Origin of the sequence: Prescottella sp. D32, from assembly GCF_037287305.1 — a bacterium.
GTDB lineage: Bacteria > Actinomycetota > Actinomycetes > Mycobacteriales > Mycobacteriaceae > Prescottella > Prescottella equi.
Window position 1 is genome coordinate 137,233 of record NZ_JARBSW010000001.1, and the last position, 14,157, is coordinate 151,389.

At 68.2% G+C, this 14,157-nt stretch carries 15 protein-coding genes; 5 read left to right on the plus strand and 10 right to left on the minus strand.

Translation table 11 applies throughout. The features are described from left to right. Positions 1-25 precede the first annotated feature (25 nt). Positions 26-1,873: an AMP-dependent synthetase/ligase gene (locus PSS76_RS00615; RefSeq protein WP_005516467.1), complete on the plus strand. Its 1,848-nt coding sequence runs from the start codon at positions 26-28 to the stop codon at positions 1,871-1,873. On the opposite strand, the gene PSS76_RS00620 is transcribed toward PSS76_RS00615, so the two are convergent. From PSS76_RS00620 to PSS76_RS00665, 10 genes are all read right to left on the minus strand, one after another. Then, on the minus strand, positions 1,854-3,419 hold the full coding sequence (locus tag PSS76_RS00620) for a class I adenylate-forming enzyme family protein (RefSeq protein WP_237172804.1): 1,566 nt from the start codon (positions 3,417-3,419) through the stop codon (positions 1,854-1,856). The two genes, PSS76_RS00615 and PSS76_RS00620, sit on opposite strands and share 20 nt — an antisense overlap. A gap of 183 nt (positions 3,420-3,602) precedes the next feature. After that, positions 3,603-4,802: an acyl-CoA dehydrogenase family protein gene (locus tag PSS76_RS00625; protein ID WP_005516469.1), complete on the minus strand. Its 1,200-nt coding sequence runs from the start codon at positions 4,800-4,802 to the stop codon at positions 3,603-3,605. A 3-nt stretch (positions 4,803-4,805) separates the two neighbouring features. After that, positions 4,806-5,786: an NADPH:quinone oxidoreductase family protein gene (locus PSS76_RS00630; protein WP_337455737.1), complete on the minus strand. Its 981-nt coding sequence runs from the start codon at positions 5,784-5,786 to the stop codon at positions 4,806-4,808. Then, complete coding sequence (locus PSS76_RS00635) at positions 5,783-6,193, minus strand: MaoC/PaaZ C-terminal domain-containing protein (protein ID WP_081121809.1); 411 nt, start codon at positions 6,191-6,193, stop codon at positions 5,783-5,785. The genes PSS76_RS00630 and PSS76_RS00635 overlap by 4 nt, the downstream gene beginning before the upstream one ends. Beyond that, positions 6,190-6,636: an FAS1-like dehydratase domain-containing protein gene (locus PSS76_RS00640; RefSeq protein ID WP_022593271.1), complete on the minus strand. Its 447-nt coding sequence runs from the start codon at positions 6,634-6,636 to the stop codon at positions 6,190-6,192. The genes PSS76_RS00635 and PSS76_RS00640 overlap by 4 nt, the downstream gene beginning before the upstream one ends. 37 nt (positions 6,637-6,673) lie before the next feature. Beyond that, on the minus strand, positions 6,674-7,549 hold the full coding sequence (locus PSS76_RS00645) for an SDR family oxidoreductase (protein WP_084865500.1): 876 nt from the start codon (positions 7,547-7,549) through the stop codon (positions 6,674-6,676). Next, positions 7,549-8,676, minus strand: coding sequence for an NAD(P)H-dependent flavin oxidoreductase (locus tag PSS76_RS00650; protein WP_337455738.1), 1,128 nt, complete (start codon positions 8,674-8,676; stop codon positions 7,549-7,551). Before PSS76_RS00650 ends, PSS76_RS00645 begins: the two co-directional genes overlap by 1 nt. Then, on the minus strand, positions 8,673-9,431 hold the full coding sequence (locus tag PSS76_RS00655; RefSeq protein WP_337455739.1) for a CoA-transferase subunit beta: 759 nt from the start codon (positions 9,429-9,431) through the stop codon (positions 8,673-8,675). The genes PSS76_RS00650 and PSS76_RS00655 overlap by 4 nt, the downstream gene beginning before the upstream one ends. After that, positions 9,428-10,291: a CoA transferase subunit A gene (locus PSS76_RS00660; RefSeq protein WP_337455740.1), complete on the minus strand. Its 864-nt coding sequence runs from the start codon at positions 10,289-10,291 to the stop codon at positions 9,428-9,430. The genes PSS76_RS00655 and PSS76_RS00660 overlap by 4 nt, the downstream gene beginning before the upstream one ends. Before the next feature lie 90 nt (positions 10,292-10,381). Continuing rightward, positions 10,382-11,206 carry a sugar phosphate isomerase/epimerase family protein gene (locus PSS76_RS00665; RefSeq protein ID WP_237168924.1) on the minus strand — a complete coding sequence of 275 codons (825 nt, stop codon included), beginning with the start codon at positions 11,204-11,206 and terminating at the stop codon, positions 10,382-10,384. 149 nt (positions 11,207-11,355) lie between these two features. On the opposite strand from PSS76_RS00665, the gene PSS76_RS00670 reads away from it, so the two are divergent. The 4 genes from PSS76_RS00670 to rraA all read left to right on the plus strand — a co-directional run bounded on the left by PSS76_RS00670 (position 11,356) and on the right by rraA (position 14,110). Next, positions 11,356-12,393 carry a phosphotransferase family protein gene (locus PSS76_RS00670; protein WP_081206366.1) on the plus strand — a complete coding sequence of 346 codons (1,038 nt, stop codon included), beginning with the start codon at positions 11,356-11,358 and terminating at the stop codon, positions 12,391-12,393. Between the two features lie 175 nt (positions 12,394-12,568). Then, a complete protein-coding gene (locus PSS76_RS00675; RefSeq protein WP_041673709.1) occupies positions 12,569-13,153 on the plus strand; it encodes a TetR/AcrR family transcriptional regulator in 585 nt (194 codons plus the stop codon). A 43-nt stretch (positions 13,154-13,196) separates the two neighbouring features. Continuing rightward, on the plus strand, positions 13,197-13,577 hold the full coding sequence (locus PSS76_RS00680) for a DUF5313 family protein (protein WP_005516481.1): 381 nt from the start codon (positions 13,197-13,199) through the stop codon (positions 13,575-13,577). A gap of 62 nt (positions 13,578-13,639) precedes the next feature. Beyond that, a complete protein-coding gene (rraA, locus tag PSS76_RS00685; protein ID WP_005516483.1) occupies positions 13,640-14,110 on the plus strand; it encodes a ribonuclease E activity regulator RraA in 471 nt (156 codons plus the stop codon). Positions 14,111-14,157 lie beyond the last annotated feature (47 nt).

Here is a 14,157-nt window from a genome sequence, read left to right on the forward strand (position 1 = left end):
CCCCGGGGTTCCTAAACTCGGGACCATGACAGCTTCGCGCGCGTCAGACGAGGTCGTGGACTGGTCCAGGATCGAGGAGCGGGCGCCGACGGTCGCCCGGATGTTCGTCGATCGGGTGGCGGCGTCACCGGGGTCCGAGGCGTTCCGTCACCCCGGGCCGGGTGGCGAGGACTGGGTGAGCGTGACGTGGTCGGAGGTGGGCCAACGCGTCAGACGACTCGCCGCCGGTCTCATCGCGCTGGGTGTGCAGTCCGAACAGCGGGTGGCACTCGCCTCTGCGACCCGCTACGAGTGGGTGCTCGCGGACCTCGCGGTGATGTGCGCGGGCGCCGCCACCACCACCGTCTATCCGACGACCACTGCCTCTGACGTCGCGTTCATCGTCGCGAACTCGGGCAGCCGGATCGTCGTCGCCGAGGACGATGCGCAACTGGCCAAGTTGCGCGAACACCGTGAGGAGATCCCCGACGTCGCTCGCGTCGTCCTGCTCGACGGCACCGTTCCGGACGACGACTGGGTGATCGGGTTCGACGAACTCGCCGCCCTCGGTGAGCGTCTGCTGGCAGAGCGGTCCGACGTCGTCGACGAGCGGATCGCCGGCATCTCCCCCGACAGCCTCGCCACACTGATCTACACGTCGGGCACCACCGGCCGCCCCAAGGGTGTGCGGCTGCCCCACTCCGCGTGGACGTACGAGGCCGCGGCGATCGACGCGACCGGCATCCTCGACGCCGACGACCTCCAGTACCTGTGGCTGCCGCTGTCCCACGTGTTCGGCAAGGTGTTGCTGACGTTGCCGCTGCAGATCGGGTTCGCGACGGCGGTCGACGGCCGGGTCGACAGGATCGTCGACAACCTCGCCGTCGTGCGGCCGACCTTCATGGGCGCGGCGCCGCGAATCTTCGAGAAGGCGCACGCCCGGATCGAGGGGACGGTGCGGGCGGAAGGCGGCGTCAAGGAGAAGATCTTCGACTGGGCGATGGGTGTGGGCCTCGCCGCATCCAAGGCGCGGCAGTCCGGAAACTCGTTGTCCCGCATGCAGAAGGCCCAGTACGCGATCGCCGACCGCCTGGTGTTCCAGAAGATCCGAGACCGCTTCGGCGGTCGGCTGAAGTTCTTCATCTCGGGCTCGGCGGCGTTGGATCGTGATGTGGCGCAATGGTTCGACGCGGTGGGAATCGTGGTCCTCGAAGGTTACGGGTTGTCCGAGACCAGCGCGGCGTCGCTCGTGAACCGGCCGTCCGCCTACCGGTTCGGTACCGTCGGCTGGCCGATCCCCGGCACCGACGTGAAGATCGCCGAGGACGGCGAGATCCTGATCAAAGGTCCTGGTGTGATGAGCGGGTATCACGAGAATCCGCAGGCCACGGCGGAGGCGTTGGAGCCGGACGGCTGGTTCCACACCGGCGACATCGGGACGGTCGACGCGAACGGGTTCCTGCGGATCACCGACCGCAAAAAGGACATGTTCAAAACCTCCAACGGGAAGTACGTGGCACCGTCGGCCATCGCCGCCACGTTCAAGGGGATCTGCCCGTACGTCGGCGAGATCATCGTGCACGGCGAGGGGAAGTCGTACTGTGTCGCGCTCATCAGTCTCGACGGCGAGTCCATCGCCGAGTGGGCGGTGGAGAACGGGATGGGCGACAAGCCGCTGCGCGAGATCGCCTCGGCCGGTCCCACGGTCGCGATGATGAGCGCGTACGTCGACCAACTCAACGCCGGGCTCAACCGGTGGGAGCAGATCAAGCGCTTCACGATCCTCGAGCGCGAGCTCACCGTCGAGAACGGCGAGATCACTCCCAGCATGAAACTCAAGCGCAAGAAGGTGGTCGACAACTTCTCGGATCGGATCAGCGAGCTGTACGGCTGAGCGACTCCAGCGCGGTCGCCTTCGCGGCCCGGCGGTCGGTCTTGCCGCCCGGCCCCACGTCGAGCCTCGCGACGGTGACGACGTACTCCGGCAGGTATTCGGCGGTGACACCGCGCGATCGCAGCCACCGTGCGAGCGTCTCGGTATCGAGTTCACCGCCGGCGACGGGAACGACGACGGCGCAGACGCGTTCGCCGAACAGTTCGTCGGGCACACCGACCACTGCCACCTCCGACACCGACGGATGCTCGCCGACGAGTTCCTCGATCTCGACGATCGAGATGTTCTTGCCGCCGCGGATGACGAAATCGGCTGTGCGGCCCACCACTCGAACCCGGTCGTGCTCGTCGATCTCCACGATGTCGCCGAGCATCATCCAGCCGTCCTCGGTGTACAACTCGGTGTTCGCGGCCGGATCCGACCAGTACCCGGCGGACACCAGCGGACCGCGGACGGCGGGCCGACCGCGCCGCGGACGCCCCGAACACTCGGCGCCGGAGTCGTCGAGGACCCGCACGTTCGCCGACCCGAGCACGTGGCCGCACGTGCGCAACCTCGTCTCGACGTCGTCGTCGACTGTCGTGCGGCTCACGACACCGGCCTCGTTGGATCCGTAGAACTGCAGCACCTTGGCGCCGGTGCGCTCCTCGAACGCGCGGGCATCCCGGTAGGGCACCGGCTCACCCCCGGTGTAGAGGACACGCAGACTCGACAGATCCCGGTGCCGGGCCGCCTCGGAACGCAGCAGCATCCGGAACTGGGTACTGACGCAGCACAGTACGGTCACCCGTTCGCGTTCGATCATTGTCGCCATCTCGTCGACGTCGAACCGGGCGGTCACCACCACCGGGACACCGAGCAGCGCCGGGAGGAAGTGCGCCGACCACAACCCGAAGCCGAAGGGTGCCGGAACGACGGAGCAGACGACGTCGCCCGGCCCGATCCGGCCGCCCAGCATCGCCTCCCGCGCAAACTCGACCCACTTGCGTTCGTCGTGGGCAACCACCTTCGGCAACCCCGTCGTTCCGGACGTCGAATTGAGGATCGTCACCTCGGACGTGGTGAACGCGGCACCTGCGGGCGCCGCGGCACCGGGTACGCCCGGGCTGCTGAGACGATGACGGTCGACGACACCGCTGTCTTCCTCTACCACGACAACATCCGTCGGAAATACCCCGTACTCGCGCAACTCCTCGACGAGTCCCCGCCACGACCGGCCACGGATATCCGGTGCCGTGACGAGAACCGTTGCGCCGGTGCGCCGCATGATGTGAGCGACCTCCCGGACGCCGGACCGCGCCCCGATCGCCGCCGCCACGCGGCCGGCTCGGTAGCACCCGCACAGAGCCGCGTGGACGCCGGCCGTGTCGGGCAACAGCAGGGCCGCTCGGGAGCGGAACCCGCCGGCGGTCACGCGAAGTCCGCGGGCCACCGCATCGGCCGAGCGGTCGTACTCGGCCCACGTCGTCGTCCGACCCGGTGTCACGAACGCGGGGTGGTCGGGGATCTGCCGGGCCCACTCCCGGACCACGTCGCTGATCGGCACGTCGGCGTAGTCTTCGGGTACTTCGGCGAACCCACCTGGGCGAAGCTGCTGTCCGGTCACTGGTCGCTACCTCGTCATGCCCGTCATCGACATCCTCCTGAGAAGTCTCGATCGACCCGTACGGTCGGTCACGATCGGTTGCACTCACACCCTTCGTCGGCGCTGCCACCGGACCGTGAATGCCTACCTGTACTTCCGCAGCTCCTGCCGCGCGACGCTCCGGATGTGTACCTCGTCCGGCCCGTCGGCGATGCCGAGGATGCGTGCGCTCGCCCACATACGTGCGATCGGGAAGTCGTCGGTGACACCGCCGCCGCCGTGGCACTGGATCGCCCGGTTCAGCACCGACCTGGCGACGCGGGGACCGATCACCTTCACGGCGGCGATCTCGATCTGCGCGCCCTTGGCGCCCACCCGGTCGATCATCCACGCGGTCTTGAGTACCAGCAGTCGAGCCTGCTCGATCTCCATGCGGGACTCGGCGATCCAGGTGCGGACCACGCCCTGGTCAGAGATCGGACCGCCGAAGGCGTTGCGTGCCATCGTGCGTCGCACCATGAGTTCCAGTCCGCGCTCGGCCATACCGATGCAGCGCATCGCATGGTGGATGCGGCCCGGGCCGAGCCGGGCCTGGGCGATCGCGAAGCCCTCGCCTTCACCGGCGAGCATGTTGGTCAGCGGAACCCGGACGTCGGTGAACTGGATCTCCGCGTGTCCCTGCTGGTCGTGGTAGCCGAAGATCGGCAGCGAACGGATGATCTCGACACCGGGCGTCGCAACGGGGACGAGAATCATCGACTGCTGCCGGTGCGGTGCGGCATCCGGATCGGTCTTCCCCATCACCACGAGAATCTCGCACCGCGGATCGGCGGCGCCGGTGGTCCACCACTTGCGTCCGTTGATCACGTACTCGTCACCGTCGCGCACGATCGACGTCGAGATGTTGCGGGCGTCCGACGACGCGACGTCCGGTTCGGTCATCGAGAAGCCGGACCGGATGCGGCCGTCGAGCAGCGGTTCGAGCCACCGCTGCTTCTGTTCGGGCGTGCCGAACATGTGCAGGATCTCCATGTTGCCGGTCGACGGCGCGGAGCAGTTGAGGGCTTCCGGTGCGATGTACGGCGACCGGCCGGTCACCTCGGCGATGTGGGCGTAGTCGAGGTGCGTCAGCCCGGAGAGTGCGGGCAGGAAGAGGTTCCACATGCCCTGCCGGCGGGCCTCGGCCTTGAGTTCCTCCACGATGGGCGGCAGCACGTGGCTACGCGGCCCGGACGCCTCCAGCTGCTCCGCGTACACCGGCTCGGCCGGGTACACGTACTCGTCCATGAACGCCTCGAGGCGCTTGACGATGTCCCGGGCTTCCGGGCTCGGCGACAGGTCCATCCGTCAGCTCCTCCCACTCGTGAGAACGACCTTGCCGCGCGCGCGGCGGCCCATCACCACGTCCAGCGCCGCGGCTGCGTCCGCCAGCGGATAGGTCTCGCTGACGTGTGGACGGAGCGCGCCGCGGTCGTACCAATCGAACAGCCGACGCATGTTCGCGGCGTTGCGCTCGGGGTTGCGCTTGGCCCACGCCCCCCACAGCACGCCGTGCAGGGCACCGCCACTGACCAGCAGTCGGTTCATACCCACCTTCGGGATGTCACCGGACGCGTATCCGACCGTGAGATACCTTCCACCCCAGCACAACGCGCGCACCGCCGTCTGCGCATGCTCGCCACCGACCGGGTCGTACACGACGTCGACGCCGCCGGGCGCCACCTCGGCCAGTCGCGTCTTCAGGTCATCGGCGGAATAGTCGATCAACTCGTCGGCACCGTGATCGCGACACAGCGCCAGCTTGTCGGGGCTGGACGCCGCCGCGATCACCCGCGCGCCCAACGCCTTTCCGATTTCGACAGCGGTCAGACCGACACCACCGGACGCGCCCAGCACCAGCAGCGTCTCCCCGGCCGCGAGGTCGGCCCGGTCGACCAGCCCGTGGTACGACGTCCCGTAGGTCACCACGAAGCCCGCGGCATCGACGTACGACATCGAGTCCGGGATCGGGAACACCATCGTCGCTGGCACCGTCACCAGTTCCGCGTAGCCGCCCATCCCGCAGAATGCCAGCACCCGGTCGCCGACAGCGACACCGTCGACGTCGGCGCCGAGGGCCCGGACGACGCCGGCGACCTCGGATCCCGGCACGAACGGCAGAGCCGGTTTGGTCTGGTAGTTCCCGGACACGACGAGTCCGTCGGGGAAGTTGACGCCTGCCGCGTGCACCTCGACGAGCACCTCGCCCGGACCGGGCTCCGGGTCGGCGATGTCCCTGTACTGCAGCACCTCCGGAGCACCGAGTACTTCACACAGTTGGACCTTCACGCCGCTGCTCCAGCCACGAACGTCGCCCACGCCTTGACCGCGAGCCCGCCGGTCTGACGGGCACAGTCGAGTTCGAGGTCGACCCTGCTCTCACCGTCCTCCTCGTATCGCCGCAGGATCTGCGCGGTGCAGGTGAGCACGTCGTCGGGCCACACCTGCTCGAGGAAGCGCACACGGAACGACCGGACGTTCTCGGCGCCGAGCCAGTCCGTGGCATAAGTGGCCAGCAGCCCGGCCTGGAACATGCCCACCGAGAACGGGCTCTTGTAGCCGGCCGCCTCTGCGTAGGTCTGGTCGTGATGGATGGGATTCATGTCCCCGGACGCCCCCTGGTAGCGGACGAAGTCGGTGCGGGTCACCGGTCCGACCGTCCAGGGCTCGGGCACGGTCAGGGCCGCGGTCATCATGCCTCCGTCGCGGGTCGGGCGGTCTCGACACCGGTCATGGTCGCGCGGGCCACGAGTGTGCCTGTGGAATCGACGAAGTCGGTGACCATCACCGCGAACGTCATCTCGCCGCCACGCCGGCCCTGTTTGGTGTACACGTCGGTGATCCGGGAGGTGCACCGCAGGCGCGTGCCGGCCTTCGGCGGGGGGCCGAAGAACTCGTACTGCTGCTCGGCGTGCAAACCACGCTTGCCGTCGAGTTCCACAGCCTTCCAGGGGTTTCCCTCCGGCGGCTGCCAGTGCAGTGTGGTGGTGAGGAACGTCGGCGGGGAGACCGCGTCCTCACGTTCGAGGTAGTCGGGGTTGGTCGAGTGCGTCGCTCGTGCGAACTCGCGGACCTTGCCCCGCTCGACGTCGAGGTCGAACGGCACGCCCTCGACTCCGACGGCATCTGCGTTTGCCATGTTCTCTCCAGATGGGTTGTGTCGGTAGGGTTCGGACTCAGACGAGTCCGCTCATCTCCTGCACCAGTTCGTCGACGGTCCAGCGGGCGCCCTTGTCGAGAACCTTCCCGTACTGCCAGCCCAGGAATTGCCGGATCTCGCCGCCCTTGGCGTAGAACACCGATCCGTTCGCCGGGCACTGTTCGGTGAGGAGGTAGGCGACGACGGGCGAGACGTTCCCGGGGTGGTAGACGTCGAACTCGTTCGGGTCGGCGGGTTTCGCGACCATGTCCTTGATGCCGGGCACGTTCTCGGTCATCCGGGTGCGGGCCACGGGGGTGATGGCGTTGGCACGAATCCCGTAGCGCTCCAACTCCTGCGCGAGGATCACCGTGAGCGACGCGATGCCGGCCTTGGCGGCGCCGTAGTTGCTCTGCCCGACCGCGCCGAGCAGCCCGGACGTGCTCGATACGTTCACGATCGACGCCTTGACGTCGTCTCCGGCCTTCGACCGGTCGCGCCAGTGCGCGCCGAACACGCGACACGGCGCGAACGTGGCCCGCAGCTGCCCGGTGATGACGTCGTCCCACTCGTCTTCACTCATGTTGACGAACATGCGATCTCGCAGCACACCGGCGTTGTTCACCAGGCCGTGCACTTCACCGAAGCTGCCGAGCGCGGTGTCGAGCAGGCTCTGCGCGCCCTCGACGGTCGTGACGTCCGCGGTGTTCGCGACTGCGGCACCGCCTGCCGTGGTGATCTCGTCCGTGACCTGATGCGCGAGCGACGGGTCCGCGCCCTTGCCGTCCGGCCCGGCGCCGGTGTCGTTGACGACCACCCGGGCGCCCTCGGCGGCGGCCAACAGCGCGTGCTCGCGACCGATACCGCGACCGGCGCCGGTCACCACGATCACTCGATCCTTCAACTGGTTCATCAGATGTCTCCTCGTGGAAGTGTGAGTTCGGTTGTGCGCTCAGCGCGCTCGTCGACAGCGGTGAGCCGGTGAAGTACGGACTCCGCCTCCCGCACGATCCGGTCGATCAGTTCGGCACAGCTCGGGACGTCGTCGATGAGGCCCACCACCTGCCCGGTTGCCATCACCCCGATGTCGGCGTTGCCGTCGACCAGCGCCGACCGGTAGAGCATCGGCGCGTTCGCGGCCATGACCACCTGCCGCCAGCCGAGTTCGTGGCTCTTCTTCATCTCCAGGCCCTCGCGGATCATGTCCTTCCACGGGGTCCCCGACAGTCGCTGGAATGCAACGGCATTACGCATCGCGCGCAGAACGCGCTGCGGTCCGCGGGTGGACTCGAGCTGGTCGATCGTGCCGGCACGCAGCACCCGCTGCGGAACCCCGTCGATCTCCAGTGTCACGACGGTGTCGTTCACCGACTTCGACAGGTAGACGTCCTTGACCGCCTGCGCCACCGGGGAATCGCTGGTCAGCATGAAGCGGGTGCCCATCGCGATGCCGTCGGCGCCGTACGCGAGGGCCGAGACCAGGCCGCGGCCGTCGAAGTAACCGCCCGCGGCGATCACCGGGATGTCGACCGCGTCGACCACCTGCGGCAGCAGCAGGCTGGTCGGGACGGCGCCGGTGTGGCCGCCGCCCTCGCCGCCCTGCACGACGACGGCGTCCACGCCCCACTCGGCGACCTTCTCCGCGTGCCGGCGCGCACCGATCGACGGCACCACCACCAGTCCGGCGTCCTTGAGCTTCGCGATCAGGTCCCGCTTGGGGGCCAGCGCGAACGACGCCACCTTGACCCCGGACCGGATCAGCAGATCGAGTCGCTTGTCGATGTCTTCCTGATTGGCGCGCAGGTTGACACCGAAGGACGCGTCGGTCCGGTCCTTGACGTAGTGGATCGCCTGCTCGAGTTCGTCGTAGCTCAGCATGCCGCCGGCGATGATCCCGAGACCGCCCGCCGCGGCGGTGGCCGCGGTGAGCTTGGCGTCGGAGACGTAGCCCATGCCGGTCTGCACGATCGGGTACTTCACGCCGAACAGGTCGCAGACCCGGGTGTGCAGCGCGTTGCGGCTCGATTCGACGGTGGTCACGCCGGTACCTCCTTGTCGCGCAGGTTGCGGGGATCGATGACGGTGCGGATCAGTTCCAGCTCCTCCGCACTCGGGGCGCGCGTCTGCGGCACCGAGTCCGGAATCACCAGGTCGAACCCGGTGGCCGCGACGACGTCGTCGACGATGACGCCCGGGTGCACGGAGACCAGGCGTAGCTGCCCCGAGTCCGGGGTGAAGTCCAGGACTGCCAGATCCGTGACCACTCGACGCAATTGGTGATACCTAGTGGCCGCCGGTCCGGCCTTGCGGGCGTTGTCGTTGCCCACACCGGACACCATGTCGACCTTGGGCACGAACACTCGGGTGCTGTGCTTGGGCACCCAGTAGCTGGTCGGGTGGTAGACGGTGTTTCCCGGCGCGCCGCGGACACCGAGCAGCTGCACGTTCGGCCGCTCGTGGTCCCCGATCGCGGAGATGTTGCAGTTGCCGTACACGTCGAGCTGGGTCGGGATCATCATGATGTGGCGCTTGCCGTTCCACACCAGATCGAAGATCTGGTTGAAGGGCAGCCACGCCTCGATGTCGCCGTCGGCGGGGCCGCCGACCGCCCACGTCCCGCGCACCGCGCCGGCCTCGCCGTCCGAGACCACCAGATCGGGTTCGAATGTGTGCCGCGCCAGCCGGACCCCGATCGCCGGGATGGTGCCGAAGGCGCTGGCGATCACCTCGCCGTTGCCGCGGTACGCCTCGGCGCACGCCACCGCACACACTTCCGCCCGTGTCGCTGCACTCATGCCGACGCCTCCTCACGCTCGCCGCGCACCGCGCGCTGATACTCCGCCTCCGGGACCGCCAGGTACCGGTCGACGAATGTTTGCCATCGCTCCGGATCCTTCGCTGCCGCTACGTATTCGCGCTGGAACTCCTCGTCGCGGTCGTAGTCGGGCACGCACGACGTGAAGTGGGCGCCCCCGGGGGCGGCCACCACACCGGACACCAACAGACGTGGAATCCGGATCGTCGACGGATGCGCCTGCGCGGTGAGTTCGGCCGTCGGCACGACGCGTTCGCACGAGACGTACACCTGCTCGGCCGCCATGCAGAACAGGTCGTCGAAGTAGAGGTCCGGGCCCAGGTACTGGGCGTTGCCGTGCACGTCGGCGCGGTTCATGTGCACCAGCGCCGCGTCGAGCGGGATCGCCGGCATGGCGACGAGGGTCTCGTCACCGTAGGGGTCGGTGACCGTGCGCAGTTCGGGGTTGACCCGCATCACGTCCGATCCGAGCCCTGCCCGCGTCGGCAGGTACGGCAGTCTGATGCCGGCCGCGTACAGCCCCCACTGCAACATGCCCTCGTCGTACTCGGCGACCTCGACACGTCCGCCCTGACGTGCGGCGCGGAAGTGAGGATCGAGTGGGATCGAGTCCAGGGACACGAACCCGAACACGACCTTGCGCACCTTGCCCGCCGCGCACAGCAGGCCGACGTCCGGGCCGCCGTAGGACACGACGGTGAGATCGTCGAGGTCCGAGCGCAGGATCTCCCGCACCAGCGACATGGGTTTGCGGCGGGATCCCCAGCCGCCGATTCCGATGGTCATACCGGACCGCAACCGGCCGACCACCTCTTTCTCCGACATTCTCTTGTCCGACAAATCGATCCATCCTTCGTATGCGTCCCGACTGCGGGCCCGCGTCCCTTCGGGTCCTCGCGTATCAAACATTTGCTACCTATCGCCGCGGGATCACGGCACGTAGATCCGCATCCATTCCAGTCCCCGAGCCATCGCGTTCTCGGGCCCCTCCTCGTCGATCACCGGGCCGAGCAGTTCCAGATCGACCAACCCGGTGTATCCGAGCGCGCCCACCTCGGACACCATCCGGTCGAGGGGGATGCTCCCCTCCCCCGGAACCCGGCGGTTCGGCACCGACGTCGCGTCGACGTGGCGATCGCCGATCTGCACGATCCGAATGGCGTCCAGGTTGTCGCCGATGGTTTGCATCAAACCCCGCTCCTGCCAGGCCGAACACAAATCCACCATGAGCCCCACTTCCAACCGTCGACCCAGCGCAGCGATGTCCGCGACACTGTGGGTGAAGCTCATCGCCGACCGGATCGACATCGTGTTCTCGAGCGCGAGACCGACACCCCGTTCCTGCGCGTACTCCACGAGCGGACCGAACCGGTCCACCGCCGCGTCCGCGGCCTCCTCCCAGGAGAGACGGCCCGATCCACCGGAGGTGAAACACACCGTGGGGGCGCCGATCTCCGCCGCGGCGTCCACCGCTCGCTCGAGCGTGGACAACACGCGTTCCCATCCGCCACCGTCGTGCATCGCGCGGCAACCACCCGCGATGAACTCCGGCCGCAGGCCGGACGCCCGGATCGTCTCGAGCGACTCGTTCCAGCCCTGACCGGCCATGGTCGCCGCCAGTACCCCGAAGCGGTCCGCTCCGATGCGGCGCAGCATCGCCAACGACTCCCCGAGCGGACGGTCGGCCGTCGCCGCGAGGCAGACACTGAGCGCGGACCGGCGGTCCACATCCGTGATCGAGGGAGAGTGCTGCACGAATCCTCCTGTCGCAGAGCGGGTGACAATGCCGAGATCGTGGTGCAAACGGAATGTAGCAAATGTTTGATGCGCCGTATAGTCTCGCTCTCGTACCGGCGGTTCGCACACGCCGAGCGCCGGCTCTGCCCCTACCGGAAAGGCAGCCGATGACCAGCACCACCGACCCCGGGATCCGCGACGACGCGGTGTCCCGGTGGTTCACCGAGCACGTCGACGACGCAACGGGACCACTCCGTTTCGAGCGCATCGCCGGCGGCCGGTCGAATCTGACCTACCTGGTACAGGGCGCCGACGGCGCCCGGTGGGTCCTGCGCCGCCCACCCCTGGGGATGGCGCGCTCACGCGCCCACGACGTCCTCCGCGAGGCGGAGGTGCTCGAGCGCCTGCGCAGCACCCCGGTGCCGGTCCCGGTCGTCGTCGGCACCTGTGACGACGATGCCGTGACCGGCGCGCCGTTCTTCGTCATGAACCACCTCGACGGCGTCGTGCTCCGCGATCCCGACACCGTGACGTCGGTGGTGCCCGCCGACCGGCGTCCGTCCGTCGCGGCCGAGCTGGTCCGCGCACTGGCCGCCCTGCACGCCGTCGATCCCCGCGACATCGGCTGGGGCGGCCTCGCCGACCGGGACGACTATCTGGCCCGGCAACTGCGGCGCTGGTCGACGAACTGGGCACAGGACCGCGTTCGCGTCCTCGACGACATCGGACGCGCCCACGACCGCCTGCTCGAACGTATTCCCCGGCAGGGCTCGGCGCGGATCGTCCACGGCGACTTCCGCCTCGACAACTGCCTGTTCACACCCGACGGCACGATCGGCGGGATTCTCGACTGGGAGCTGACCACGGTCGGCGATCCACTCGCCGACCTCGGCCAGCTACTGGCGTACTGGGCGCAGCCCGACGACGAGGTGTGCGCACTCGAGAATCCGCCCACCCGGGTGCCGGGATTTCCGACGCGCGACGACCTGGTGGAGCAGTATCTCGCTGCCGTCCGACCGGACACGGTGCCCGACATCGACTTCTACGTCGCCTACAACTGGTGGAAGATCGCGTGCATCGTCGAAGGCGTCTACACCCGCACACTGCGCGGCGCGATGGGCGCGAGCGACCGCTCGCCGGAGAGCTTCGGCGCCCAGGCCGAGCGGCTCGCGGCCCAGGCCTGGTGTTACGCGAGCAAGCTCTGATCAGATTGGCGCGCCGGAGGTAGGCCTACGCTGCGGCGAAGCTCCTCCGGCACGCGGACCGTCCCGGCGAGCGCGCGTGGAACCACCCTTCGGAAGCAAATGTTTGCTGCCGATAGAGTCGACTTGGACAACACGACTGCCCGAGCACCGGGCCGTTTCGATTTCGGAGGTAGGCATGGAGTGGTCGGAGCGCCACACCTTGATCATGGAGCAGGCCGCCGCCCTGTTCGCCACGAAGGGCATCGCCGGGACCAAGGTCCGCGACATCGCCGACGGCGTGGGCATCCTCTCCGGCAGCCTGTACCACTACTTCCCGTCCAAGGACGCGATAGCCGAACTGATCGTCACGCAGTACCTCGACGCCCTCGTCGACGAGTACAAGGCGATCCTCGCGTCGTCGAACGGACCACGAGAACGCCTCGACGACCTCGTCAAGGCGTCGTTCCGCGTCAGCCAGGCGCATCCGCACGCGTCCGAGATCTACCAGAACAACGGCACCTATCTACGCAAGCTGAAGTCGCACCGCAAGATCCGCGATGCCGCGCGCACCACCAAGGACGCGTGGATGACGGTGATCGAATCCGGCATCGCGTCGGGCGAGTTCCGCGCGGACCTGCCGGCCGAGGTGCTGTACGGCCTCATCCGCGATGCCGTCTGGTTGTCGTTGCGCTGGTTCTCGCCCACCGCCGAGTTCGGCATGGACCACCTCGCCGACTCCGTGGTGTCCGTCTTCCTGGAAGGCATCGAAGCCCGGCACTGATCCGCGTCGCAGTTCGGGAACCGGCCCGCTCTACCCTGGACTCATGTCGGCACCTTCGCGCCCCACCTTCGGGCAGTACGTGGGCTACCAGTTCGGGCGCACGCTCCCGGACTCGCTGCAGGACTGGGTCCGCCGGGACCTGGTGGGCCCCGGGGCGTCGGCACGGTACCTGATCCGGTTCACCCTGCCGGTGCTGCCGATCCTCGCCCTCTTCCTGTTGATCCCCGGCCCGATCTGGGTTCCGCTGGCGATGATGGCGCTGCTGTTCATCCCGCTCGTCTACTTCGCGGTGGCCCTGATGCAGGTGTACCGGCGGCATCGGCTGCACAGCCACGGACTCGATCCGGACCTGGTGGCCGAGAAGGCGCAGCGCCGCGCCGACCGGGTGCGCGACGACTACGAACGTCGCCACGGACGCGCCTGACCACCGCAAGTTACCGGCGGGTCAATTATGGTTGACGGGCGAACCGACGAAGGGAAGAAACCATGAGTGAGCAGGTAGCGACCGCCGATCTGGCCGACGAGATCGGTCCGGACATTCGCAGCTGCGACACCCAGTTCATCCAGTTCGGTGCCCGGGCGGTCTTCTCCGGCCCGATCACCACCATCAAGTGCTTCCAGGACAACCTGCTGGTCAAGCAGACGCTCAGTGAGCCGGGCAACGGCGGCGTCCTCGTCGTGGACGGCGACGCGAGCGTCCACACCGCCCTCGTCGGCGACATCATCGCCGGACGCGGCGTCTCCAACGGCTGGGCGGGCGTGATCGTCAACGGCGCGGTCCGCGACTCGGCGATCCTCCGCACCCTCGACATCGGCATCAAGGCGCTGGGCACCAACCCGCGCAAGAGCACCCAGACCGGCTCCGGCGAGAAGAACGTGCCCGTCTCCTTCGGCGGCGTCACCTTCAACCCGGGTGAGACGGTCTACAGCGACGACGACGGCGTCGTCGTCCGGTAGGCGGCTTCGCCACCCGTGCGCCTTTTCGGTATCCAGAACTACCAGAA